The sequence below is a fragment of the Hymenobacter sp. BT491 genome, from assembly GCF_014349165.1.
Classification (GTDB): Bacteria; Bacteroidota; Bacteroidia; order Cytophagales; family Hymenobacteraceae; genus Hymenobacter; species Hymenobacter jejuensis.
On the sequence record NZ_JACSJJ010000003.1, the window covers coordinates 451,020 to 475,345 of the forward strand.

Below are 24,326 nucleotides of genomic sequence, written 5' to 3' on the forward strand. Positions count from 1 at the left end.
CAGCTGACGCTCCCGTATTTCTTCGGCGGTGAGTAATCCTGATCTCCTGTTTGCAAAAGCCTGCAATCTTCGCTATTGCAGGCTTTTTTGTGCTTGGGTTTGCGCTGACTTCGGCCTCATAACTCCCCCACACTCATCTCATTATAGAAATATTTATTTCCGCTGTTTTCTTCCCTGTTTTTCCTTGCGATACCAACGGACCTGAACTACCTTTCTTCATACAATCGCGCCGCCGGCGCTGTCGTTTTGAAAAATCCGCCAATCTACGTCGAAACCTTCATCCAATGCCCGATGGAGGATCTTTGGGAGCACACGCAGCGGCCCGAGCTGCACCAGCAATGGGATTTGCGCTTCACGGAAATTGAATACTTGCCTCGTCCCTCCGAAACCGCACCGCAGCAGTTTCTGTACGCCACGCGCATTGGCTTTGGGTTGGGCATTGCGGGCCGGGGCGAAAGCGTGGGCACGAAGGAGAAAAACGGCGAACGGACTTCGGTACTGAAGTTTTGGTCTGATGAATGGGTGTCACTGATCCGCACCGGCTCGGGCTACTGGAAATACATCCCGACCACCGATGGCTTGCGTTTTCTGACCGGCTACGACTACCAGACGCGCTTCGGGGCACCCGGCCGCTGGCTCGACCGGCTGGCGTTTCGGCCGCTCATTGGATGGGCCACGGCTTGGAGCTTCGATTGCTTGCGGTTGTGGCTGGAAAAAGGCATTTCGCCCGCGGCTTCGCTGCGGCTGGCGCTCATTCAGCTTTTGGTGCGGGTGTCGCTGGGCTTTATCTGGGTGTACCAGGGCGTGGTGCCGAAGTTGCTGTACCCAGACACCGGCGAACTACGCATTTTGCAAGGCGCGGGCTTTTCGCCCGCGGCAGCGCACCGCGTGGCCGCAGTGGTAGGCATCGGCGAGATTTTGTTTGGCCTATTGTTTTGGCTGCGGCCAGTGCGCCTGTTGCGGCTCGTGTACTGGCTAAATATGGTAGGCTTGGTCGTCTTGGGCGCAGGCGCGTTGTTTAGTCAGCCGGCCGTTTTTGCGGCGCCCTTCAACCCCCTGACGCTGAATCTGGCGATGGTGGCGCTGGCCGGTGCGGGCTTGCTGACTTTGTCCGATGACTTACCAAGCGCGACTCGCTGCCTGCGCCAACCTCCTGCATATCCCCATAACTAATTACTAATCTGTTACTTATGCAATCGATTTATCAGCAACAACTTGGGGCCGATTTTCAGAAGCTCCACCCCCGCATTCAGGAGCGGCTGGCTTTTTCCAGCGCCGACAACCGGGCTTTCATCGGCGAGGGCACCATGGAGCGCGTGTGGCACGGACCGTTTTACACGCTGCCTTTTTTGCGCGTCGGGCTGCTGCGCAACATCATGTTTCCGGATGCCGGCAAGAACGTGCCGTTTCGCATCGAGAACTACGCGTACCGCGATTCCTTCGGCCGCGAAACCGTGACCTGGATTCGTCGCTTCAGCTTCCCCAACTGCACACGCTGCTTCGACGCCACCATGATACGCAGCGCTTCCCGCAATTGCATCGTCGATTACTTGGGCACGCACCAGCACCTTGCCGTGGATATCGATTTGGCCGTGACCGAAAGAGGCGGCTTGCGCCTGCGTTCCGGCGAACAGCGCTTCTACGAAGGCCCCATCAAGTTTCGGTTTCCTATGCTCATGTCGGGCCTGGCCGATGTAGAAGAATGGTATGACGACGATGCCGACTGCTACCGCATCAAGGTGGAAGTGCTTAACCCCGCTTTTGGTAAGCTTTTCGGCTATCATGGCTCCTTTCGCCCGACTTGGCGCACGGTCACGCAGCCCGAAATTCCGGCCTATGCCCTACCACAACGCGAAGAAGTACGGGAGTAAGCGAAATTTACCCCGAATTCATATTTACAAAATATTGATAGTCAAGTATTTATAAGCACATGAACCCTAATACCGCTGCTGCTTATCTGCAACTCACGCCGCGTCAGCGAGTGGTAGAGTTGGCGCGCCCGTGGGTGCTGGTGGCTCTCTATATTGGGACAGCAGTAGCGGGCGCTTGGTGGCTGGCCGTACCGCTGGCCGTGGCCGTGTGCCTAGCGGCCTTTGTGCAAATGCACGATGCCATGCACAACGCTCTGGGCTTGTCGAAAAAGAACAACGAACGCGTGCTGACGCTCAGCGCTTTGCTAATTCTGAAAAGCGGCCAAGCCATGCAGGTCACGCACTTGCGTCACCACGGTCGTTGCCTCACCGACGATGACCCCGAAGGTGCGCCAGCTACGTGGAGCTTTGCGCGGGTGCTTTGGCAGGGCCCATACCACATCCTGATGTTGCGCCGCGAGTCGTTGCGCATTGCGCCCAAAACGCGCAACAGGCAGCTGCTCGAAACGGCCGCTACGGTATTTATATTGGCCGTTTTTGTGGGTCTATATTACTATCTCGATTCGGCTATTGGCTTGGTATACTGGGCAGTAGCTTTTCTGATGAGCGCCACGATGCCCATTTGGGCTTCATATGTGCCGCACCACGTAGCTTCTCGCAATCCGGCGGCCCGCGTCGCGGCGGCGATGGCCCAAATTTGGACGCCGGTGGTGTCGTCCTTTGCTTTTCACCACGTGCATCACCATTACCCGCGCGTCCCGACGGCGCTGCTGCACCGGGCCGCGGCTGAGTTACCCCCGCCGCCGGAGGAACACCATCACTAAGGATAACTCCTTTAATAAACAGCTTACAATCTACACCAAGCTTTCGGACAAGTGGCTAGGCCGGGTTTCGCCATCCAACACGCGCTCGGCTTGCGCGACGTGGCGCTGGATGTGAGCCACCATAAATTCAAATTGGTCGGTAAGGCGCAGGCGAATCAGCGGAATCAGCGGGTTAGGAATGCGTACGGCGTTGGCATTGATGGCGCGCGCCTGTTGCACCATTTGCAGCAGTTCGTCGATCTGGCGGCTGAACACTTCGACCACAGTGCGGGGCAGGCGGCTGCCGCTGGGTGCGTATTGCTGGGGCGCTTTGAGCGCTTTCTGCGAAGCAGGCATCCGCATGGCAGCCGTTAGCCGCGGCCCGATGATGCCGTGCTTGACGGTTTCGGAGGGCCGCGAGCCGCGCTCCTGCGCCTGCTTCAGCCTGCGCGTCATGACGGGCAAATAGTGGCCGCCGATGATGTTGAGGTGCTCCAGGCACTGGCCCACACTCCATTTCCCTGGGCCCGGACGGCGATTGAGTTGCTCGTCGGTAAGCGGACGAAAGCGGCGCATCGTGATGTCACGCATCGCCTGCAAATCGGCCGTGAGCTGATCCAGGAAATCGGCAGTACGGGTTACAGGTTGGCTCATAGCAGGCAACAGGGTAAAGTCAAAAAGTGCAGAACGCACAGTAATGATACGGTTCGGATTTGGTTTTTGGCAAGTTAAGGCGCCTTTCCCTTCAAATCCCGATATTCTTCACAACTCCCGGCTTTTTTAGCACGGCCTGCGACGGGCGTTTGCAGCACCATACATTCTAACGTTCTCATTCCTTGCGTATTGCGTTGAAACAACAAAGTTGCTGCTCGTTGACCCCTCACTCCGAATGAGAATAACAACATCCGCGGGCGGCAAGGAACGTTTTGCATGCAAACTATTGATATATAACATCTTACTTATAAGCCACTGCTATCGAAGGCCAAGCCCATTTTGCAGGTTATTGTCAAATGCAGGCCAGCCCGTAATTTTAGAGCTTCTATTCTTATTCCGAGTCATCTTCCGTGTCTGATCCTGCTGCTGGAAAGCCCGGCCGACCCAACGCTTTGCTACGTTGGATACGGCGTTACTTTGGGTTTTCGCGCCGCGAAACCTCCGGTTTCGTCGTGTTATTTCTCCTGATGCTGCTGTGGCTGGTGTTGCCATGGCTACTGCGCCCCGCCCTGCCGCATTACGACCCTCAGGCCGACCAACAGCAGCTCAACCGCTGGGCCGCCGAGTTGGAAGCGCAACGCCAGCCGCGAGCTTTCGATTCGCGGTACCCGCGCCGGAGCTATGCTGCCCGAACGGCGGTGCCGCGGGTGGCGCTGTCCCCTTTCGACCCCAACTCCCTGACGCCAGAAGGCTGGGAGGCCCGCGGCTTGCCGCATTTTGTGGCGCAGCGCATCGTGCATTTTCGCGATGTAATCGGGGGCTTTAAGGCCAAAGAGCAAATTCGGCGCACGTATGGCCTCCCCGATTCGGTGTACGCGCGCTTGGCGCCTTACATACAGCTGCCGGAGCAGTTACCGGCGCGTGAAAGCAAGTTTCGGGACTACGCGGCCGGGCCTGATCGCAACGCCAACAAGTCGTTTGCAAGTTACCCGCCCAACAAGTTTGCGCGCAAGCCTACGCACCTCGCGCCCTTCGACCTGAACGCGGCCGACACCACGCAGTTTAAGCAGATTCGCGGCATTGGCAGCCGGCTTTCGGCGCGGCTGGTGGCGTACCGCGAGCGGCTGGGCGGCTTCATCCGCGAAGAGCAGGTGGGCGAAATCTACAACTTGGCGCCCGACCTCGTAGACAGTCTGCGCAAGTATACGTTTGTCAATCAAGGCTTTATCCCGGCGTTTATCGACGTAAACAATGCATCGCTGGCCGAGCTGAAAGAGCATCCGTACGTGGGCCTGCGCTTTGGGCGCGTGATTGTGGCGTTTCGGCAGCAGCACGGCCCGTTCCGGCAAGCCAGCGACCTGCGCCAGATTCGTATTCTCGACGACGCAGCTTTCGCAAAGTTGCTGCCTTACCTACGCTTTTAATTATTGTATTTTACATAAGTATTTGACAATTAAATACTTATGCAGCAACTTACTGTCGCACAGCCAGGACCATGCCTATCGCCCCGCCCGGTGCATACGTCGGCATGACGACCAGCAGCTTGCCTACTTTCCCCGGCACCCAACGTGCTACCAACGGGTACAAGCGCCACACGGCTTCGGCCGACAAAAACCCGATGCCCGCACCGGCCACTACATCGGTCACCCAATGGCGGTCGTTGAGCACGCGCATGGCGCCCGTAGCCGTGGCGACCGAGTAGCCGGCCACGCTTAGCCACGGGTATTGGCGGCCGTATTGCTCGTGGAGCAAAGTCGCGGTCAGGAAAGCTTCGGTGGTGTGAGCCGAGGGGAAAGAGCTAAAATCGGTGGCCACATCGGGGCGGGGCTCGCGGGTCCACTTCTTCAGATGGCTGACGATGCCTGTGCTCAGCGCGTGCGAAAGCCCGTAGGTGATGGTGAACGGAATGACGCCGCGCTCGCCTTTCAGGCCCACTACCTGCAAGGCATAGGCTGCCACCAAGGGCGCATGGCGCGAGTAATCGTCGACATGAGTGCGAAAGCGCGGGTAGTTTTCGCGGCTTTCTTCGCGCACTTCCTCTTTGAGTTCGTCAATGAAATTCTCGTTGCGCCCAGCATAGCTCAAGCCAATGAGGCTCAGCGGAATAGCCGTGCGCCATACACCTGGCCGTTTCAGGAAAGGCACAGACGCAGACTGGGGCTGGAGGGTATCGGCGGCAGTAGGCAGCAAGGCCTGAGCGACCGCCGGCCCGGCCCGCAGGCTACTGGCCAGCAACAAGCAATACAAGAAACGCATCAGCGAAAACAATGAGAAAAACGACAGAGCAAGATAGCCTTTCTGCCAGGCAAAAGCGCAGACTCTTAGTTGCTTAACGTACATTTTTGGCGCAGAAGTGCCCTTGCCATTCGGCCTTCCGTATGCAGGGGCTACGCACGCGGCCGCGACGGCCGGTTTCATCTCACTTACTTTTTATGCTGTTTCTTTTGCGCGACAAGCTTTTTCCGCTGCTGGTCTTTCTCCAATCCGTCATCTGTGGCTGCTCCAAAGACAAGGGCCGTGGCAGTTTCGACAACGTCAACCAGTCGTACGAAGTAAAGCAGGTCGGGCGGATGCGGAAGGGCGAGGTAGTCGAAAGCTCCGGGTTTGAATTGGCCAACGACGAAGGTGACCTCTGGACCCACGGCGACGGCGGCAACACAGCCCGCCTCTACAAAGTGACGCCGCAGGGCGACTTACTAAGCACGCTCGACCTAGCGCCCCTAATGAACAACGACTGGGAAGACCTGGCCCAAGACGACGAGAAACGCTTGTATATCGGGGACTTCGGCAACAACCAAAACAAGCGCCGCAACCTGGCCATCTACCGCCTCAGTGGCCCCGACCTGCGCCAAATCGACACGACGCACTTCCTGTACCCCGACCAGCACGATTTTCCGCCCAAGAAGTCCAAGCGCAACTTCGACTGCGAAGCCTTTTTTTACCGCCAAGACAGCCTGTATTTGTTCACCAAAAATCGCGGTGAGGGCCATTGGGTAAAGCAATACGTGCTGCCCGCCAAGCCCGGCCGCTACACGGCACGGCTGGTCGACAGCGTGCAGATTAATACCTGGATTACGGCGGCCGACATCAGTCCGGACGGGCACACGGTGGCGCTGCTGGGTTACGGGCACGTATATCTGATCGGGCTGGAGCCCGGCCGCAAACTGTTCGACGGCGCCAAAAGCTGCCTCCCAATTCCGGAAAGCGGACAGGCCGAGGCGCTGGTGTTCGTCAACAATCACGACTTTCTTATCAGCAACGAAAAAGGCCGCATTTACCGCGCTACTTACAAACCCTAACCGCTACCCACCACGACGGAACCGCGCAGCAAAACGGCCGAAAAGCAAATCGAACGCTCGCCTGTTCTACGCGTACTTCTGCTGGCGGCACCTAGTTTCTTGACTTATATAACTCTCTAATTATCAAAAGAATGTCTCACACTATTCTTGTTACGGGCGCGACGGGCACAGTCGGCTCGGAAGCGGTGATTGCGTTGGCCAACCGAGGACTGACGGTGCGGGCCGGGGTGCATTCGCTTATCAAAGGCGATCGTTTGAAGCACCTCGACCCGGATATTCAGTTGGTCGAGGTCGATTTTCATAAGCCTGAAACGCTGCACGTTGCCCTGACGGGTGCGGAGCGGGTGTTTATGATCACGCCCTTCACCGAAGACCAGGTGGCCATCAGCAAGCAGTTTATCGACGCAGCCAAGCAGGCTGGCGTCCGACAGATCGTGCGTTTGTCGGCCGCCGGTGCCGAAAGTGAGCCTGGGATTCAGTTGGGGCGCTGGCACCGCGAAATTGAGAAGTATCTGGAGCAGAGCGGCATACCGTACACCATTCTGCGGCCGGGCGGCTTCATGCAAAACTTCATCAACTACAACGCCGACTCCATCCGCCACGAAGGCAAGTTGTACGCCGCCGTGGGCGAAGGCAAGGTGGCCTATGTAGACGTACGCGACATTGCCGAAGTAGCCGCGGCCATCCTGACCAATGACGTGGAGCAGCACAATGGCAAAGCGTATATGCTTACCGGCCCCGAAGCCATTGATATGCAAGAGGTTGCGAAAGCTTTAGGAGAAGCGACCGGCCGCCCCGTAGAGTACGTAGCTATTTCGGAAGAAGCCGCTCGCCAAGCCATGGCGCAAGCCCCGGCCTGGATGACCGATGCGCTCATGGAGCTAAACCACATCAGCCAAGCTGGCTACGCTTCGCAAACCTCTCCGGACGTACAGAACATCCTCGGCCGGGCTCCGTTTTCCATCCGGGATTTTGCCCAAGCCAACCGCATCGATTTCCTTCCCGCGCAGTAAGCCGCGGAATCTACTCCAAGTCTTGACGAACGGTAGTAAAGCAGAAAGGCCTTCCGCTTACGGGAGGCCTTTCTGCTTTACTACTATAATACTCTGACTATCAACAACTTCTAAGAACGAGCCTCGTCGTTGTCACGGCCAGCGTTGCGGCGAGGAGCCGTTCCGTAGTCGGAGTCGTCGGCGGGTTTCGGGGGTACGGGAGCTTGGTTGTCGGCGGCACGACCGTAGCTTTCTTGGCTCGGCTTGTCGGTGTCGGTACCGGCTTGGTTGTCGTTGGGGTCGTTGTAAGAACCTCCGCGCGACCCTACGCCTTGGCTGCTGTTGCCGGTGTAGCTCTGCTGGCCTTTGGTGTCGGTATATCCAGTGCGCGATGCCGGATCAGGACCGGGTGCTGGCGTTTCGGGAGCTCCGGCCGGGCCGGGCTCATCGCGTCCGCCGTTGTCGGCGGCTTGGCGTTGGGCCGTACCAACCGGCTGCGCGTCGAAAGCCAAACCGTCGCGGTCGGAGTCCGTTTGCGATGGAATGTAGTCTTCGCGTTGGTTGCGCTGGCCATCGCCTACTTCCGCTGCTGCTGGCTGTGCCGGCGCCTGAGCACCGCCCAGTGACGAGTGCCCGTAATCGGCGCTGTAGCCGGCACTTTCGCCGTGGGGCGAGGCATTGTCGTTGTGAAATTGCGGATCGACGGTGGTGCCCGTTAGCGGTGTGCCCGGCTGAGTACCAAACGTGCTGTTGTCGGGTTGGAGCGTGAAACCCGTGCCGGGTTCCTGTTCCAGCGAGCTGGTGTTGTTCTCAGCCCGGCCGCCCTGGTACCCGCCGCTGGAAGCATGTTGCGTGCCCAAATGCCCAGCATACGTATCGTCGGCCCGGTATTGGTTGCCGTAGCCGCCTTGGGTAGTGCCGGAGCCGTGGCTACCAAATTCGCCGCGGGCTGGGCCACTCAACTGGTTTTCGAGGCGGTCGGGGTCATCGAAAATATCCTGCACGCTGTTGCCGAAGTTGCCGCCGTAGTTGGTTGGTGTGTTCTTCGGCGCATCGGGTCCGCCCTCGCCCGTACTGGTTTTTATATCCTGCTGGCTGTCAGATACTTGCCCCGAAGGATTGTCTGCTCTTTCCAAGGCGCCATGAGCGCCGGCGTTTTGCATACCGGGCGTTTCGGGTTGCGTGCGGCTGTTGGCGAGGGTATTGCTGGCACCGGGGCCCATTTTGGCGTCCTGCGTCGTTTCGCTGGCCGTGGCGCCGTCGCCGACCTGCGGCTCGGCATTTTTAGGCGCCTGCGCAGGCTGGCTGCCTTCCGTGGACTTGTCGTTTTCCATAATCTTGCGAGTCTGAAGAAAGGAAGCAGCAAGGCGCTTCCTAGTGATACACCATACGCGCCGCCGAAAGCAGAGTTTTTTGCTAGCTGCGGAGCCAAACCTGCGCGGACGCTCAAAGCCGCCGGGCGCTTAGCGCAGCGTATTGGGGTCGGCTTCTTTGTTTTCCTGCGTATCGTTTTCGCCGGCTACGGCACCTTTGCCGACGCTTGTTTCGGCACTGGCCAAAGCTTCGCTGGATACAGAGGCAACGGGCGCGGCAGAATCCTGCGGCGCTGGACGCTCAGTGCCGGCAGCCGCCAATGCGGATTTTTTATCGGATTGTTTTTCTTGATTGTCGGCCATAAAATCGGAGGTTAGAAAAGTCAGTGAATGCCTGGCTATTCCATACGCGGCCGGCAAAGCAGAGTTGGTGCACACCGCCTCCGAGAGGCCCGACGCAACACGTCCGGCTACGCGACTACAACTTTCTACGCTGCTCTTTTCACCTTGTCCCACCGATCGTTAGCGGCCGGAAATAGGGCGAAACAAACTCATCAATGCACTTTTCCTTTACCGAAGTTTTGAAATACCCATATTTTTACCCTAATCTTACATTCTAACCATACAACCAGTACAGCTTCCATGAAAACAGGTAAAGTGAAGTTCTTCAACGAGTCCAAGGGCTTCGGCTTCATCATCCAGGATGACACTAACCAAGACATCTTCGTACACCAGACAGGCTTAATCCACGAGATCCGCGAGAACGACCGTGTATCGTTTGAAGTTATTGAGGGTAAAAAAGGTCTGAACGCAGTGAAAGTAGAGCGTATTTAATTACTACATTAGTAGCTCGATCCTACACACTTATTGCCTTCCCGCTTCGGCCTATGCCGGAGCGGGATTTTTTTGGGCCAGTTGCTCCCAAATGCACACCGCCCGCCTGCTTAGGGAGTAAGCAGGCGGGCGGTGTGGGGTTGTGGTAGCGCTAGGGCGCGTACTTTATTTGGCCTCCGTTTTGGCCACGCGTACTCCGGCGGCCATAATGCCAGGCAGCTGATCTTGACGCATATACTGCTCTAACAAAAGCTTATACGTACCGGCCACGTGAAACCGCTGATTGGGCAGGGCCAAGAACTGGTGATCAAAAATATCCCCGGTGCCACGGCCCCGGGGCTCACCGGTTTGCGGGTCCATGAGCACCATTTGGTGCAGGAGCTGCGAGACGCGCTTGCCGTTGGGGTCGGAGAGCGTGTGCTTCACGTAGAGATTATAATAGCCGTACGCCGAGGCGTTGCGGATATTGAAGTAAACGTTGTAGCGCTGCGTGGTGTCCTTGATCTCGAACTCAAACGCGGGCTTTTCCTGTACGGCCCACGTAAAGTCCTTGAAATCAGTGTTTTTCTCGTAGATCTGGTTAGGATCGCAAGACGCCAGCATCAGCAGCAACCCCAAAAATGGTAGTGCACGAAGTACTTGAACCATAACCATTTAGGAAGCTGAGGGCGAAGGAGTGGAACCTGGCGCGCCATTATCGCCCGAGCGCGACGAGCGCGACCCACGGCGAGAGGAGCGGCCTTCGCGGTTGCCGCGCTCGCCACTACCCGGCTCACCTGCTAGGCGACCCGAACCTTCCGGGCCAGCCGGCGGCGTGGGCCGTGGGCGGCGCTCTGACGTCCGCTCTGGGCGGGGTGGCCGGCCCTCGGCGGGGGTATCGGGGCGGGCGTCGCCTTTTTCGGGGCGATTGCCGTCGGCGTTGCGGTTGCGGTTGTTCCGACGGTTGAGGGGCCGGGCAGCAGCCCCGCGCGGCCGGCGCGGCTCTTCGGCAGCGTTAGCAGTACCGGCTGGAGCGTCGGGGGCCTTAGTAGTACCGGGAGTTTTGACAACCACCTGCGCAGACGGCAAAGGTGTGTTGGGCACTCCAATCATCGACGTGCCGACAATAGAACTAGCCGGCTTGTCCGACTTTTTCTTTTTGCGTTTGGCCCGCTTGGCGCCTTTGATTTTGTCGTCGAGGCGATCGAGGTTGCCTTCCACAATGGCCGAAACTTCGGGCGCTTTGTCTTCCTCGCGCACCGGGGGCAGCAGGCTCTCAGGCTTTTCGCCGCGCTTGTTCATGTCCTGAATTTCGCGCACCCGGGCAGTGTCGAGCATCACCCAGTTGTTGTCGCCGCGCAGTGCAAACCACATGCGCTTCTTGAAGATGTCAGTCTTTTGCAAAAAGGCTTCGCCCTTTTCGGTCTGTAATGCCCGCGACACCTGCGGAATGTCTTTCAGCGCGTCGAGGTAGGTGTCGAGCTCATAGTTAAGGCAGCACTTGAGGCGGCCGCACTGACCCGAAAGCTTGGCCGGGTTGAGGCTCAGGTTTTGGTAACGAGCCGCCGTTGTGCTTACGCTTTTGAAATCGGTGAGCCACGTAGAGCAGCACAGCTCCCGGCCACACGAACCAATGCCGCCCAAACGGCCGGCTTCGTGACGAAGCGATATCTGCCTCATTTCCACACGGATACGAAACTCATCGGCCAAGCGCTTGATCAGGTCGCGGAAGTCCACGCGGTCGTCGGCGGAGTAGAAGAACGTGGCGCGCGAACGGTCGGCTTGGTACTCGACGTCGGAGAGCTTCATTTTCAGCTTCAGCTCTTCGACCACCGAACGGGCCCGGAACATGGTGCCGGTTTCGAGGTCGCGTACGGCTTCCCAACGTTCCACGTCCTGAGGAGAAGCGACGCGCAGGATGTTGCGGATTTCCTTGGAGTCGACGGGGACTTTTTTCTTGCGCATTTGCAGGCGCACCAACTCCCCTTTCAGCGAGACGTGGCCCAGATGCCAACCGTTGCCGGCTGCTTCAATCACTACCGGATCGCCGGTGACGAGGGGTAGCCGGCTGGCGTTGCGAAAAAAGTCTTTGCGTCCGCCCTTGAAGCGGATTTCCACTAAATCAAACTCTTTAAAATCGCTGGGCAGGTCAAGGTCCTGAAGCCAGTCGAATACATTGAGGCGGTTGCACCCGCCCGAGCTACAACTCCCTTTGGAGCCGCAGCCGGCAGCGGTGGTGGAGCAACCGCCACCGGAAGAACAAGAAGAACAAGCCACGGCTTGAGAATATATATATCGTGAGGCGGACAAGTGTCCGCACGAAATCGGTTGTCTACAAAGATAGGAATTTCAAAGCCCTCCCCCCTGCCCAGGCTTTTCCTTGGGCGCGTCGAGTAACCTTTCCCTCACCTTTATACGACTTCTCAAACGCTGAAGCAATACGGACGAGTTTTATAAAGACATAATAATTTGATAATCAACTTATTATGTACAAATAAATAATTCTTAGCCGGACCGTAATTGCTCGCTATCCCTGATAATAGGTTGTCCTGCCTAGCCGAGGGTGCTACGCGCATTGCCAAATGCATTAGGTAGCCAGTAAAGCAGCGCGCTCGGAATACCGGCAGTAGCAATTTCCACCCAACTGGATAGAACATTCTTGCGCTCAGAAAGAGATTTTTCTATCCATTTATTGCGTTCTTCGCAATAAAACAGGCCGATACGTATAAATATTTTAAAAGTTGCGGTTGATTTTTGAAAATATCACAATACTTTTTGACCACTCTTTCACTTACCTATCTCCCTTCACCCACATTATCCAACCACAGTCCCTTATGAAATTCACCCACTTACTTTCCACCCTTACTATTGGCGCCTGCTCGCTGGTTGCGTTGGCCTCCTGCTCGAAAGAAGAAGGCGTTGCGACCAACTCTCCCAAAAAAGAAGAGGTTTCGGCACAAGCGCTGGCTCAAATTAAACAATTAGGCTTCAGCACCCAAAATATTACCCGCGAAGGCGATTCGTATTTGGTAGAAGGCGATATCCGCATCGACGCAGCACAGCTGGGCACGGCCCCCGAGTATAAGCTCATGCGCGTTGGCGAAGAAGAGCAGTACCGCACCAATAACTTGGTAACCGGCCTGCCCCGCACCATCACGGTGGCCGTGTCGAGCACGTTGCCATCGGCATACGTAACGGCCGCCGACGAAGCCATTCGTCGCTATAATGCTGAGGGATTGCGCATTACGATGCGCCGCGTTACTTCGGGCGCTAACATTACTCTTACCAAAGCGCCCAGTGGCTCTTCTTACTTGGCTTCGGCGGGCTTTCCTTCGGGCGGTAATCCTTACAACCAAGTATTGGTCAACTCCGATGCATTAGGCACCAGCTATGCCACCACGACCATTGCCAGCGTACTGGCTCACGAAATCGGTCACTGCATCGGTTTCCGCCACACCGACTACATGAGCCGGCAGTATAGCTGCGGTGGCTCAGCCGTAAACGAAGGCGCGAGCACCGTTGGCGCCGTGCTAATTCCCGGCACTCCTTCCGGCCCAGATCCGAACTCGTGGATGCTGGCTTGCATCGGTACTGGCGTAAACCGTCCGTTCAACACCAACGACCGCACGGCTCTCAACTACCTCTATTAATCGGCCTTCCAGCTTGTAAACTCTAGGTAAAGGAAAGACAAACCCTGGCCCATTACGGACCAGGGTTTTTGTTTATCCGTAACCAATTGACAATCTGACAATTACAGAATCACTACCCTGCGGGTTGTTTGGCGGCCGGCTTTGGTGCGCACTTGCAGGAAGTAGAGGCCTTTGGCTAAACCAGAAGTATCGAAGGTTTTGGTGACGCCGTTGTCGGTGGCGGCGCGGCGCAAGCGGCCCATGCTGTCGTAGAGGCGCAGGTGCACGGGCGTGTCTTCGCCGTTGATTATGCTGAGCGGTTGGCCGGCCGCTACTGGGTTGGGGTACACTTGCACGTCGTTGGTCGGCACAAACTGCACCGCTTCCGGTTGGCTGTAGTAGGTGCGCCGGTCGGCTGTTACGAGCTGGACGCGGTACATATTCTGGCCTGGGTTAGGCGCCGGGTCAGTTAGGGCCATGCGCAACTGCGTCACCGGCGTAATCGTTTGGATGGGTTGGTACGTACCGTTGATCCGCTTTTCCAAGCGTAGCGCTTGCAACTGGTACAGGCTGCCGATCTCTAGGTCGAGCAGCACGGTATCGGTCACGGCTTGGCGGGGCAGGAAGTTTCTGACGTAGCAGCCCGTGCCCTGTAGCGTATAGTCGATGGTGATGCTGCGCGCGCCCTCCCGGCCCTGCCACACCGGAGCCACCGCATACTGCAAGGCCGGCGACTGGCTGCGGTTGATGACCAAAGTGGTATCGGTGGCGAGCACAACTGGCTCCAGAGAATTTGCCCCCATTTTATATACTTGATAACCAGAGGCTTCTGGCACGCGCCGCCAATACAGCAGCGCTTCGTCTGCGCAGGCATAACCAACTTGCAACGCCAGCGGGAGAGCAATCAGAAACGACTCCGACGGGTACGCTACCCCATCAATTAGCAGGCGGACCTGCGCCACCTGCGCCGTATCGGGTGCAGTCCAGGAATAATACCCTTGGGCCAAGCCGACGTTGGCATTGACGAGCCGCCACGTTGAACTACCAACGGTCTGATACTCAAGGTGGCCGGTAGTAGCAAGCCCACTCCACTGCCAGCGCAAAAGCGTAGCCGCGCCGGGACGAATAGCGGTTTCCTGAAGTGGCGTCACCCACTCGAAGCCACTGCTGGTTTCGTAAGCAACGCTGAAAGGCTGGGCCGGACCAGTCGCAACCCGGTAGCCGCGCACATGCACCTCGTATTGACCCGCTTCTGGCACTGCAACCGTGATCTGCTCGACGTTATTCAAATGGTCCGGGCCGCGGCGGGCGGGCAGCATCAGCGAATCGGCATGAGGGTAAGTGCTTAACACCCAAGGCTTCCAGTGCGCAGATGTACTGGTTTGCACGAGTTCCAAATCCAGATCGTTGACCAAAGCCTGAGCGGCATTGGCTGCGGCTTCCGGGTCGTGCCAGGCCAGTGTCACTTTCAACTGCCGCGCGCCCGGCGGCACGGTCACTGGGAAAACTTTATCGCTGCCTTGGGTGAGCGCATCGGTGAAAAAACGATTGTCGGCCACGGTCCGGACAGCCCCGAGTGCGTTTGTTTGGCCAAAGCCATATTCGAAATCAACTTCGGGCCGCCCTGCATCGTCGGCGCTGTTGAGCAGGACGGCTTTCACCAGAGCAGCAGGCGGCAACGCGCCGCTATGTTGCTGTTGGTAAGCCTGTTGCACCAGCAAGCTCACCCCCGATACCAGCGCGGCGGCATCAGAAGTGCCGCCGTCGCCGTAGGCGACTATCTCGGGCTTTATGCGGCCGTCGTAGGCAGGGCCTCGCGAGCTAAGCGGTGAAACCTGGCCCGTGGCACCGGTTGCCCCCACGCTGAGCGTATTCTTCGACATTTTGAACTGCCCCGTGAGATTGGCGACGTTCGCAATGCCCCGATACGGTCCATCGGGGCTGGCTTTGTCGCCGTCGTTGCCCGACGAAAACACGTGCAGCAACGTTGGATTCTGCCAGGTGCTGCGGTCGTATTCACGGGCTTCGAGGCCGTAATAATTTTCGATAGCGACACCGTAAGAATGGTTTTGGACCGACACCCCAGTTCGCAGAAGTTGCTGGGCATCGTCGGGAAGCAATTGCGCAAAATCGGAAGTGGCAAGCTGAGCCTTCCAAGCCACGCCCAACCCTGTGGGGGCCGAGTTGCCGCCGCCGGCCATAAACGTAGCCATGGCCGTGGCGTGCGCCGAAGGTGGCCCCGAAAACTGATTGGCGTTGAGTACACGCCCTTTGAAATCGATGTCGGCGGCGTCGAACTGGCCTTCCTTTACCGACACGGTCATGCCCTGGCCCGCCATCTGCGGGAAGCGGCTGTGCACGACCGTTATTTTGTTCAGGCTCAGATCGGACTTGTTCTGCTGACTTTCTTCGTGTGCGCGGCGGTTGGGCACATCTACAAACTCGACTAGCGGGCACACGGCCAGCTGCTGCACTTGGGCCGGGCTCAGCTTACTTAATGCCAGCACACCTTTAGACGAAGCCGGTTGGGTAACCTCCGCGGTTGGTAGGTGTTCGCGCAGCCACTGCCGAAAGCTGGCGGCATCCTGCACGCTTACCCGAACGCTTTGTAACCCCTTCTCGCTTAATGCATTATGCAATGAAGGAGCCATCTTGTCTCGCGGAACATCTTGGAGCCGCTTCTGAGCAAATAAATTGTTACTATAACTCAGCAATAACACCAGCACCAATAGCTTTCGGCTGGCTTGGCACCAGAACAAACAGTAGAAATCGCGCATTAACGAAACGGTGGGTGAGAGCGGATAAGAGCGGCGGCCGGATCAAAACAGTCCTTTCCAAAGATAAGGAAAGCCCCCAATCGCAAGAAGCTGAGTGCTATTATATAAATACCTAACAATCAATATATTTCATAATTGCATCAAACTTTATGCGCGGTGAAAAACAGGTAAATAATCGTGTAAAAACGCAAAAAGGGCCTGCTTAAAGCAGGCCCTTTTACAGCGACATGAACGCCGTTGAGACGTTATGGTTTTAGCACCACCTTCACGCAGTTGTCTTTCTTGTTGCGGAAGATGTCGTAGCCGTGGGCGGCTTCGGCCAGCGGCAGGCGGTGCGTGATGATGTCATCCAGCACTACTTTGCCTTCGATCACGTATTGCAGCAGCTTGTCGATGTGCTTTTGGGCGGGTGCTTGGCCACCGCGCAACGTGATGCCTTTGTCGAAGAACTGGTGCACGGGGAAGTTGTCGTAAGGCGAGCTGTACACGCCCAGCACCGACACAATGCCCCCACGCCGCACGGCGCTCATGCAAGTTTCGAGCACTTTGGGCGAGCCTTTCTCGAAGTTGATTACAGCCTTGGCGCGATCCAGAAGATCACGATCAGGCTCAAATCCTACGGCTTCGATGCATACGTCGGCACCGCGGCCGTTGCTCATGGCCCGAATTTGTTCCACTACCGATTTGGCATCTTCCCACAGAATGGTTTCGCAATGGGTGGCATGCTGGGCTTTGTCGAGGCGATACTGAAGCGTATCCACGATGACCACGCGAGCAGCGCCACGCAACCACGCCGACTTTGCCGCCATAATCCCGACTGGGCCCGAACCGAAAATGGCCACGAACTCGCCGCCTTTCACTTCGCCCCAGTCTACGCCGGAGTACCCCGTTGGGAAAATATCGGTCAGGAACAGGGCCTGCTCATCGGTGAGGCTATCCGGAATCACGCGCGGGCCAAAATCGGCATACGGTACGCGTACATACTCAGCTTGGCCGCCGTTGTAGCCACCGTACAGGTCGGTGTAGCCAAACAAGGCACCGCCTTTCTGCGTCATGAGGCCACCTTCGGGACCGTAATGGTCGGGGTTAGAGTTTTCGCAGTGGCCGGGCAACTCGTGGTTGCAGAAAAAGCACGTACCGCAGGCAATCGGGAAGGGCACTACCACGCGGTCGCCCACTTTCAGGTTGCCTACGCCTTTGCCAACTTCCTCAACGATGCCCATAAACTCGTGCCCCAGTACCATTGGACGGGGTTGCGGAATGCTACCGTTGTAAATGTGCAGGTCGGAACCACAAATGGCGGTACTGGTAACGCGGATGATAGCGTCGCGTGCCTCTTCAATTTTAGGATCATCTACTGTATCGACGCGGACGTCTCTCATTCCATGATACACGAGTGCTTTCATAAAAATAGGGTTTGGTTTTGGAGATGGGGTGGCATAAAATGGCCTGGCAGACCACGGTATTGACTAACGCACCGCTCTACGGCCGGGTTACTACTGCCGAGCTCCAGTAGCTAGTTCACAAACGGCAAACGCCTCGTCTACAGACTTATAGACGAGGCGTTTGCCGTTGGGTCCGTTGTGCCTGAGGCAGCGCTAGAGTCGATATACCAAGACCCCGGCTGCGGTAAGTACATACGTGTATTGTTCCCCCAACACCACCTGCCGCACATCGCCAACGGCCGGCAGCGGCAGCAACCGCTCGGCGAAGGTGTAGAGTTGAAAGAAATGCAGGGCATTGTCGCTGCCTACATAATACAGCTCATCGCCACGGAAGCCCACAAAGCTTAACCCATTGAACGGCAGCTTCTTACGATAATTACCTAAGTTATCAAACACATAGATACCGCTTGTCCGATCGACTAGGTAAAGGTTGTTTTGGTACTGTCGCAGAAAGCGAAAATCAGGTTTGGTACGCCCGATAATGAGGTCGAGTGGGGTGCGCAGCGTGAGGCGTTGCGGCGTGGGGTCGTAGAGTTGCAAGCTCAGATCGCTTTCGTTGAAGAGCCACAGCTTGTCGTCGGGCGCGAGGGTGGCCACCCGCACCATGCCGTCCAGAAAATCCGCAATGCGAACCTGCGTAATCGGGGCCAAAAAACGGTCGAGTAGCAGCACTTCCTGCCGGTCATCGTAGAAGACCAGCATCTTGGTGGTGTTCCAGGCTTCCAGCTGCGCTACGTGCCCCGGCAAAGGCGGCGAATACGTGTTGAGCGGCTGCCCATCGGGGCCGTATTGGTGAATATTGTTTTGCTGGTCAGCCACATAGAGCGTGCCCCGCCGATCGACGGACGCAACGCCGGGTTGCGGCAGCTTGATGGTACGCACCAGCGTCCAGGAGTTGGCCGCGTTCAGAGCAGCAATGCCGTTGCTGGTAGGCGTTGTCGATACCGGCGCTTGCTTAGAAGGCGGAGCTACCGAAGCGGCCTGAGGCACAGTTGTTTGAGCTTGCGCAGTAGCAGCGGCAATACAGCTCCCTGCTATAAGCAGCCCCTGCAAAAGACGCTTGTAGCGGTTACGCTTGCTCGAAATGCCGCAGGGCCAAATGCTTGCCATCATAAACCGCGTAAGAGCAATAATTGACCCACTCGCCAAGGTTTACGTAGCGGCTGTGTTCGCCCACGGCCACATCAAGGGGCAAGTGCCGATGACCAAACACGTAGTAATCGTGGTGTTGCTGCTGTTCTAGCTCCCGGCAATACACCAGCAGCCATTCGTCGTCACCGAAGTATTTTTCGTCCGATGCCGCGTTCTGAATGCGGCTGCGCTGGCTCCATTTGTTGGCAATGCCAATGCCCAAGTTGGGATGAATACGGGCGAAAAGCCACTGCGCAACTGGGCTGGCAAAAATGCGCTTCAGTACTTTATACGTGTAGTCTTTTGGCCCCAGTCCATCGCCGTGGCCAATATGAAATAATTGATTGCCAATTACTTGACTAACCGGCTTGCGCAGAATTGGAATGCCCAACTCCTTTGTAAAGTAGTCGAACATCCACATGTCGTGGTTGCCGGTAAAGAACGTGACGGGAACACCGGCGTCGGTTAGTTCGGCCAGCTTGCCTTGCAACCGGATGAAGCCGCGCGGGATGGCGTGCCGGTATTCAAACCAAAAGTCAAAGATGTCGCCGAGCAGATAAATAGCGGCCGCGTCGGGGGCTACTTGGTCGAGCCAACGCACGATTTTACGCTCACGCGCCGCCGAGCTGGCCGCAGTGGGGGCGCCCAAGTGGAAATCGGAAGCGAAATACACGTTGCGACCGGGTGGCAGCGCAAGATCAGGCAGTTGCGTCGGGCGCGTCATCAATTAAAAACAAAGCGATGCTGCGTGGGCCGTGGGCACCGAGTACCAGCGTTTTTTCAATGTCGGCGGTGCGGCTTGGGCCGGTCGTGAGCGAAATCATGGACGGCAATTTGTCGCCATACCGCTCCCGCACGATTTGCAGCGCGTCGCCAATGTCGGCTACCACCTGCGACGTACGAGCCACTACTAAATGCTGATCGGGGTAAATGCTCAGCCGCCGACCGCTGCTGGTTGCCGCGCTTACCAGCACACTGCCCGTGCGTGCCACCAAGGCTTCGCAGGTAGTAAGCCCCGCATCGGCGTGTTGAATGAAATCCTTCTCGTCGCCCAGAAACACGATTCCGCCGGCGTGAAGAAGCTTTTTCAGCTCTGGCTCCCACACATAAAGGTTCTCCAGACTTTTCTCTTTTTTGTAAGTGAAGAGCTGGTCGTAGAAATCTTCTTCCGTCGCGCAGTAATAGAATTCGCCACCTACGCGGCGAAAGCTCTGCGCAAATGCCACCGCCAAGTCTTCGGTGGCAGCAGGATGCAAAGGCGCCGTAAAATCGGGGGCGGAAGGCTGAGGCGAAGGCTTTTGCAAGGATTCGCGGATTCGACGCAGAATAATGTCGCGGGAAGTTTCGGACATAAGAAAGCCGGAATGTGGTGAAAGCGGCGCGATAAAGATAGGCAGTTGCGAAGCTACACTGGGTAAAAACAGCGCTGGAATGTAAAGAAGCTTATTCGTCTATAAAACAAAACGCCGACTTCCTTAGGAAACCGGCGTTTTGCAATCACTTGATAATCAATAATTTATACAGGAGCGACTGAGCTACCTGTAGGAACATCACGCTGGCTTTCGCCTGATTCGTCGTCGACACCGGGCAGATTCATGTCCGGGAGGTCTTCGCTGAGCGGAACCGGGTGCTCCTGCTTGCGCTCGCTGAGCGTCTCGCTGCGGTCGGTGCCGGCCATGTGCGCCTGATACGAAGTTTTGGTATCGTAAGGACGCTTGCCAACGAGGCGCTCCAAGTCTTCCTGAAGCAGTACTTCCTTGTCCAACAGCTCTTTCGCGATCACTTCCAGCTCGTGCCGGCGATCGGTCAGCAGTTCCTTGGTGCGGATATACGCGTTCGAAATAATGTTGCGAACTTCCTCGTCAATCATCTGCGAAGTAGCTTCTGAATACGGTTTGCTGAAACCGTACTCGTTCTGCCCTTTCGAGTCGTAGTACGAGATGTTGCCGAGCTTGCTGTTCATGCCGTACATCGTCACGATGGAATATGCCATCTTGGTGATGCGCTCCAGATCAGACAAAGCACCGGTCGAGATTTTGCCAAATACCAACTCCTCCGCAGCGCGACCGCCTAGGGCCATGCACATTTCGTCGGTGAGTTGCTCGGTGTTGTAGAGGAACTGCTCGCGGGGCAAGTATTGGGCATAACCCAACGCCGCGACGCCACGCGGTACGATGCTCACTTTCACCAACGGATCGGCGTGCTCCAAGAACCAGCCCGCGATGGCGTGGCCCGCTTCATGGTAGGCCACAATGCGCTTCTCGTCGGGAGAAATGATCTTGTTCTTCTTCTCCAAGCCACCAATCACCCGGTCAACGGCATCGGTGAAGTCCTGCATCGTTACCATCTTCTTGTCGCGACGAGCAGCAATCAGGGCTGCCTCGTTGCAAACGTTGGCAATTTCAGCACCAGCAAAACCTGGAGTTTGAGCAGCTAGCTTGCGGGCATCAACGTCGGGGCCGAGGGTCAGTGGCTTCAAGTGCACGTCGAAAATCTGCGTACGGCCGTTGATGTCGGGCTTGTCGATGGAGATCTGACGGTCGAAACGACCCGGACGCAGCAACGCGGAGTCAAGCGTATCGGGGCGGTTGGTAGCGGCGAGAATGATAACGCCGGAGTCGGTACCGAAGCCGTCCATCTCTACCAGCAGCGAGTTGAGCGTGTTTTCGCGTTCGTCGTTACCGCCGGGTACGTTGCCACGCGAACGGCTGCGGCCAATGGCATCGATCTCGTCGATAAAGATGATACAAGGCGCTTTGGCTTTGGCTTGCTTGAACAAGTCACGTACGCGAGCTGCACCTACGCCCACAAACATCTCCACAAAGTCGGAACCCGACAGCGAGAAAAACGGAACGTCGGCTTCGCCAGCTACTGCCTTGGCCATCAGGGTTTTACCTGTACCGGGAGGTCCGACCAGCAAAGCGCCTTTCGGAATCTTGCCACCAAGAACCGTGAATTTCGAGGGGTTCTTCAAGAACTCCACGATCTCCTCTACTTCTTCTTTGGCTTCCTCCAGGCCGGCTACGTCCTTGAACGTAATCTTCACTTTGTCACCGCCTTCGAAAAGAGCAGCACGGCTCTTGCCGATGTTAAAGATCTGACCGCCAGGACCGCCCGCGCCGCTCATGCGACGCATCAGGAACCAGAAGCCTACGAACAGAATAATGATGAAGCCCCAACTCGTGATGAGGTCACCGTAACCCTGCCGCGAGTCGATGTTGAGGCCAATGCGCTGCTCGGGGGGCAAGTTGGCCTGGGCCTTGTCGAGGTCTTCCTTGAAGGTTTTGCCATCGACAACGGGGAAATAATATTGTGGACCGCGGTCCATGGCCAGCATGCCACGGCGGGTTAAGTCCTGGGTATACTTGGCGTTACGGGCAGCTTCAGGCTTAATGGTTACTTCCACCAGCTTCTCGTTGACGAGCGTAATGTCGCGCACGTCACCAGCTGTCAGCATCTGCTCAAACCGCTGTTGGTTGATTTTGATTGCTGAATTGCTGCTGTTGAAGTAGAACATCCCGAAGATGAATACTACCAAGCCGGCCAGCACCCACAGCTGCATGCTCGGCCGCGGAGCAGGCGAGGGCAACATGTTCTTTTTCTTTTTGGGCGTGTTATCAGGCATGAAAAAAGGATTACGAAAGCGATAAACATAGACGGAACACGCCGTCTGCGCTAATTGTTAAGACGCGCTCAGTTCCATTTTACTTTACAGAACTGCCGTTTCCTCGGTAATATATTTGATATCGGCATCGCCCCAGAGTTCTTCGAGTGCGTAAAACTGCCGCCGGTCGCGGAGGAAGATGTGCACTACTACGTCAACGTAGTCAAGCAACACCCACTCGCGGTTCATCCGGCCTTCGGTTTGCCAAGGGTTCTGGCCGGTTAGCTTTTCTACCTCTTCTTCCACCGAGCGGGCTACGGCGTCGAGCTGAGTATCGGATGAAGCCGAGCAGATGACGAAATAATCGGCCACGGCGTTTTTAAGTTCCTTAAGATCGAGTACTACAATATCGGCTGCTTTTTTTTCCTGCATGCCGCGTACTACTACATCTGCCAATCTGTCCGAATCCTGCCGAACCGAGGTAATTTTCATTAGGGTATTATTAGGTTTGAACGTCACAACTTACAAAATCAGGTGGAGGCAATTTCCCCGCAAACTCTTTTCACGGGCCAACAGCTTGTCTGGTTGCCTGAATGTGCTTCCACAAACACAGAAGCACAGGCGTTAGTAGTCAAAAACAGCGCCACCGATGGCTGCACCGTCATTACCGACAAACAGACCGCTGGCCGCGGCCAACGTGGCAACCGCTGGGAAGCTGCCGCAGGCGAGAATCTCACCTTGTCGGTGGTGTGGCGGCCAACGTTTCTGGCCGCTTCCGAGCAATTTCACCTGAGCATGGCCGTAGCTTTGGCCGTACACGATTGGGGGCGGGCCTTGCTGGGCCCCGATCCGGCACTGCGGGTGAAATGGCCCAATGATATTTTTTTCGGTGATCAAAAGCTAGGAGGAATCCTGATTGAGAACACGCTTAACGGCGCGAAAATTCAGTCTAGTATCGCCGGAATCGGATTGAATATAAACCAACAAGATTTCGGCGTGCCCACGGCCACGTCTTTGTCTCGGCTTACTGGTCGCCATTATTCCCTTCCTACGCTCGCCGCACGCCTGCTCGAATGCTTGGAGCGGCGATACTTACAGCTGCGAGCCGGCAATGTAAACGCACTGCGCCACGATTATTTACAAGTGCTGTTCCGCTATCGGGAATGGCACCAATACGAAATAAATGGCACGCGCGTAACCGGTCAGATTGTAGGCACAGACGAAAACGGACGCTTGACGGTAGAAATCGAGGGCAAGTTACAATCATTTGATTTACAAGAGATTAAGTATATTCTGTAACTTCATAAATTATTCATAGCACAACATCCATATTCGAAAAAGGAAATGCGGCACTCCGAATGCAACCATTTTCTCCAACCAAGTATCTATAAAATTGCTGAGCCAAAAGTGCGGTCGTAGCTGACAGAAAAAATTCAGGCACGGTGCTTGTTTTTATATAAACATGCCCACAATGAATTTACTCATTCAAAGCATAACCGCTATATTTGAACGAAGCTCTTGGCTCATCGCCACTCCTACTTTCCCACATGCTATGAAAACCTTTACCCGTATTACGCTCATGGTACTGCTGCTATCGGCGCAATTTGCTGCTGTGGCTGCTACCCTAACAGCGGGCAAGCTTGGCGCCCTTCCGCGTCAGCTTCAAACAAGTTCGCCGGTCAGCGCCAGCAATACCGTTTCCTCGTTGGGCTCACGCACCCTGACGCCGACGCTTAGCTTATATCCTAACCCAGCCCGTGGCATGGTGATGATATCGGTTAGCCAACACCTGGGGCAGCCCTACAAGCTGCGCCTCAGCAACATTATCGGCCGCGAAGTGCGCACCATCACGGTTTTGCCGGAAGTTTCCAACAATGCCATGGCCGTCAACCTCTCCGATCTGCCGGCGGGCATGTATTTTTACAGCTTGCTCCTCAACGATAAAGTACTGACTACCAAACGCCTCGTCTTACAGAACTGATCTTCTGTTTCGTG

Annotated in this window: 23 protein-coding genes; 10 read left to right on the top strand and 13 right to left on the bottom strand. The window is 56.4% G+C overall.

Annotated elements, in window-relative coordinates:
- Positions 1-246 precede the first annotated feature (246 nt).
- From H9I52_RS13405 to H9I52_RS13415, 3 genes are read left to right on the top strand one after another with little or no spacing between them, the layout of a single operon-like run.
- Positions 247-1,173 (top strand): DoxX-like family protein, encoded by a 927-nt coding sequence (locus tag H9I52_RS13405; RefSeq protein ID WP_187454281.1) that lies wholly within the window; start codon positions 247-249, stop codon positions 1,171-1,173.
- A 17-nt stretch (positions 1,174-1,190) separates the two neighbouring features.
- Positions 1,191-1,871, top strand: a complete 681-nt coding sequence (locus H9I52_RS13410; RefSeq protein WP_187454282.1) for a DUF4166 domain-containing protein — start codon at positions 1,191-1,193, stop codon at positions 1,869-1,871.
- Positions 1,872-1,930: 59 nt separating this feature from the next.
- A complete protein-coding gene (locus H9I52_RS13415) occupies positions 1,931-2,695 on the top strand; it encodes a fatty acid desaturase family protein (RefSeq protein WP_139516079.1) in 765 nt (254 codons plus the stop codon).
- Between the two features lie 30 nt (positions 2,696-2,725).
- Here H9I52_RS13415 and H9I52_RS13420 read toward each other — a convergent pair whose 3' ends face one another.
- On the bottom strand, positions 2,726-3,328 hold the full coding sequence (locus H9I52_RS13420) for a DinB family protein (RefSeq protein ID WP_187454283.1): 603 nt from the start codon (positions 3,326-3,328) through the stop codon (positions 2,726-2,728).
- Between the two features lie 410 nt (positions 3,329-3,738).
- Here H9I52_RS13420 and H9I52_RS13425 point away from each other — a divergent pair, with 410 nt between their 5' ends.
- Entirely contained in the window at positions 3,739-4,752 is a 1,014-nt protein-coding gene (locus tag H9I52_RS13425) for a ComEA family DNA-binding protein (protein ID WP_187454284.1), read from the top strand.
- A gap of 49 nt (positions 4,753-4,801) precedes the next feature.
- Here the strand turns inward: H9I52_RS13425 and H9I52_RS13430 are convergent, their stop codons facing one another.
- Complete coding sequence (locus tag H9I52_RS13430) at positions 4,802-5,584, bottom strand: phosphatase PAP2 family protein (protein ID WP_187454285.1); 783 nt, start codon at positions 5,582-5,584, stop codon at positions 4,802-4,804.
- 176 nt (positions 5,585-5,760) lie between these two features.
- Between H9I52_RS13430 and H9I52_RS13435 the strand changes: the two genes are divergently transcribed.
- Both H9I52_RS13435 and H9I52_RS13440 read left to right on the top strand, forming a co-directional pair.
- Complete coding sequence (locus tag H9I52_RS13435; protein ID WP_187454286.1) at positions 5,761-6,627, top strand: hypothetical protein; 867 nt, start codon at positions 5,761-5,763, stop codon at positions 6,625-6,627.
- A 131-nt stretch (positions 6,628-6,758) separates the two neighbouring features.
- Entirely contained in the window at positions 6,759-7,640 is an 882-nt protein-coding gene (locus H9I52_RS13440) for an SDR family oxidoreductase (protein ID WP_187454287.1), read from the top strand.
- Positions 7,641-7,750: 110 nt separating this feature from the next.
- Here H9I52_RS13440 and H9I52_RS13445 read toward each other — a convergent pair whose 3' ends face one another.
- A complete protein-coding gene (locus H9I52_RS13445) occupies positions 7,751-8,953 on the bottom strand; it encodes a hypothetical protein (RefSeq protein ID WP_187454288.1) in 1,203 nt (400 codons plus the stop codon).
- A gap of 129 nt (positions 8,954-9,082) precedes the next feature.
- Positions 9,083-9,295, bottom strand: coding sequence for a hypothetical protein (locus H9I52_RS13450; RefSeq protein ID WP_187454289.1), 213 nt, complete (start codon positions 9,293-9,295; stop codon positions 9,083-9,085).
- A gap of 279 nt (positions 9,296-9,574) precedes the next feature.
- Between H9I52_RS13450 and H9I52_RS13455 the strand changes: the two genes are divergently transcribed.
- A complete protein-coding gene (locus H9I52_RS13455; protein WP_139516071.1) occupies positions 9,575-9,766 on the top strand; it encodes a cold-shock protein in 192 nt (63 codons plus the stop codon).
- Positions 9,767-9,931: 165 nt separating this feature from the next.
- Here the strand turns inward: H9I52_RS13455 and H9I52_RS13460 are convergent, their stop codons facing one another.
- Entirely contained in the window at positions 9,932-10,414 is a 483-nt protein-coding gene (locus H9I52_RS13460) for a gliding motility lipoprotein GldH (protein ID WP_187454290.1), read from the bottom strand.
- Positions 10,415-10,420: 6 nt separating this feature from the next.
- Entirely contained in the window at positions 10,421-12,022 is a 1,602-nt protein-coding gene (ricT, locus tag H9I52_RS13465) for a stage 0 sporulation family protein (protein WP_187454291.1), read from the bottom strand.
- A gap of 557 nt (positions 12,023-12,579) precedes the next feature.
- Here ricT and H9I52_RS13470 point away from each other — a divergent pair.
- Entirely contained in the window at positions 12,580-13,395 is an 816-nt protein-coding gene (locus tag H9I52_RS13470) for a M57 family metalloprotease (RefSeq protein WP_187454292.1), read from the top strand.
- A 101-nt stretch (positions 13,396-13,496) separates the two neighbouring features.
- Here the strand turns inward: H9I52_RS13470 and H9I52_RS13475 are convergent, their stop codons facing one another.
- From H9I52_RS13475 to rsfS, 7 genes are all read right to left on the bottom strand, one after another.
- Positions 13,497-16,025, bottom strand: coding sequence for a S8 family serine peptidase (locus tag H9I52_RS13475; protein WP_187454293.1), 2,529 nt, complete (start codon positions 16,023-16,025; stop codon positions 13,497-13,499).
- A 371-nt stretch (positions 16,026-16,396) separates the two neighbouring features.
- Positions 16,397-17,557, bottom strand: coding sequence for a zinc-dependent alcohol dehydrogenase (locus H9I52_RS13480; RefSeq protein ID WP_139516067.1), 1,161 nt, complete (start codon positions 17,555-17,557; stop codon positions 16,397-16,399).
- A 192-nt stretch (positions 17,558-17,749) separates the two neighbouring features.
- Positions 17,750-18,586: a hypothetical protein gene (locus H9I52_RS13485; protein ID WP_187454294.1), complete on the bottom strand. Its 837-nt coding sequence runs from the start codon at positions 18,584-18,586 to the stop codon at positions 17,750-17,752.
- Between the two features lie 79 nt (positions 18,587-18,665).
- The gene (locus H9I52_RS13490) at positions 18,666-19,451 is read right to left on the bottom strand and encodes a UDP-2,3-diacylglucosamine diphosphatase (RefSeq protein ID WP_139516065.1); all 786 of its coding nucleotides are present in this window, start codon (positions 19,449-19,451) and stop codon (positions 18,666-18,668) included.
- On the bottom strand, positions 19,426-20,079 hold the full coding sequence (locus H9I52_RS13495) for a lactate utilization protein C (protein ID WP_187454295.1): 654 nt from the start codon (positions 20,077-20,079) through the stop codon (positions 19,426-19,428). Before H9I52_RS13495 ends, H9I52_RS13490 begins: the two co-directional genes overlap by 26 nt.
- A 164-nt stretch (positions 20,080-20,243) precedes the next feature.
- Positions 20,244-22,352 (bottom strand): ATP-dependent zinc metalloprotease FtsH, encoded by a 2,109-nt coding sequence (gene ftsH / locus H9I52_RS13500; RefSeq protein ID WP_187454296.1) that lies wholly within the window; start codon positions 22,350-22,352, stop codon positions 20,244-20,246.
- A gap of 84 nt (positions 22,353-22,436) precedes the next feature.
- Complete coding sequence (gene rsfS / locus H9I52_RS13505; RefSeq protein WP_139516062.1) at positions 22,437-22,823, bottom strand: ribosome silencing factor; 387 nt, start codon at positions 22,821-22,823, stop codon at positions 22,437-22,439.
- 42 nt (positions 22,824-22,865) lie between these two features.
- Between rsfS and H9I52_RS13510 the strand changes: the two genes are divergently transcribed.
- Positions 22,866-23,630, top strand: a complete 765-nt coding sequence (locus H9I52_RS13510) for a biotin--[acetyl-CoA-carboxylase] ligase (protein WP_187454297.1) — start codon at positions 22,866-22,868, stop codon at positions 23,628-23,630.
- 253 nt (positions 23,631-23,883) lie between these two features.
- On the top strand, positions 23,884-24,312 hold the full coding sequence (locus H9I52_RS13515) for a T9SS type A sorting domain-containing protein (protein WP_187454298.1): 429 nt from the start codon (positions 23,884-23,886) through the stop codon (positions 24,310-24,312).
- Positions 24,313-24,326 lie beyond the last annotated feature (14 nt).

Bases quoted from the DNA above. Each gene is read 5' to 3' on its own strand.
- H9I52_RS13410 (WP_187454282.1), top strand. From the start codon at position 1,191: ATGCAATCGATTTATCAGCAACAACTTGGGGCCGATTTTCAGAAGCTC.
- H9I52_RS13450 (WP_187454289.1), bottom strand. From the start codon at position 9,295: ATGGCCGACAATCAAGAAAAACAATCCGATAAAAAATCCGCATTGGCG.
- H9I52_RS13495 (WP_187454295.1), bottom strand. From the start codon at position 20,079: ATGTCCGAAACTTCCCGCGACATTATTCTGCGTCGAATCCGCGAATCC.
- H9I52_RS13515 (WP_187454298.1), top strand. From the start codon at position 23,884: ATGAAAACCTTTACCCGTATTACGCTCATGGTACTGCTGCTATCGGCG.
- H9I52_RS13440 (WP_187454287.1), top strand. From the start codon at position 6,759: ATGTCTCACACTATTCTTGTTACGGGCGCGACGGGCACAGTCGGCTCG.
- rsfS (WP_139516062.1), bottom strand. From the start codon at position 22,823: ATGAAAATTACCTCGGTTCGGCAGGATTCGGACAGATTGGCAGATGTA.
- H9I52_RS13490 (WP_139516065.1), bottom strand. From the start codon at position 19,451: ATGACGCGCCCGACGCAACTGCCTGATCTTGCGCTGCCACCCGGTCGC.
- H9I52_RS13480 (WP_139516067.1), bottom strand. From the start codon at position 17,557: ATGAAAGCACTCGTGTATCATGGAATGAGAGACGTCCGCGTCGATACA.
- H9I52_RS13415 (WP_139516079.1), top strand. From the start codon at position 1,931: ATGAACCCTAATACCGCTGCTGCTTATCTGCAACTCACGCCGCGTCAG.
- H9I52_RS13475 (WP_187454293.1), bottom strand. From the start codon at position 16,025: ATGGCTCCTTCATTGCATAATGCATTAAGCGAGAAGGGGTTACAAAGC.
- H9I52_RS13470 (WP_187454292.1), top strand. From the start codon at position 12,580: ATGAAATTCACCCACTTACTTTCCACCCTTACTATTGGCGCCTGCTCG.
- H9I52_RS13460 (WP_187454290.1), bottom strand. From the start codon at position 10,414: ATGGTTCAAGTACTTCGTGCACTACCATTTTTGGGGTTGCTGCTGATG.
- H9I52_RS13445 (WP_187454288.1), bottom strand. From the start codon at position 8,953: ATGGAAAACGACAAGTCCACGGAAGGCAGCCAGCCTGCGCAGGCGCCT.
- H9I52_RS13420 (WP_187454283.1), bottom strand. From the start codon at position 3,328: ATGAGCCAACCTGTAACCCGTACTGCCGATTTCCTGGATCAGCTCACG.
- H9I52_RS13455 (WP_139516071.1), top strand. From the start codon at position 9,575: ATGAAAACAGGTAAAGTGAAGTTCTTCAACGAGTCCAAGGGCTTCGGC.
- H9I52_RS13435 (WP_187454286.1), top strand. From the start codon at position 5,761: ATGCTGTTTCTTTTGCGCGACAAGCTTTTTCCGCTGCTGGTCTTTCTC.
- ftsH (WP_187454296.1), bottom strand. From the start codon at position 22,352: ATGCCTGATAACACGCCCAAAAAGAAAAAGAACATGTTGCCCTCGCCT.
- H9I52_RS13430 (WP_187454285.1), bottom strand. From the start codon at position 5,584: ATGCGTTTCTTGTATTGCTTGTTGCTGGCCAGTAGCCTGCGGGCCGGG.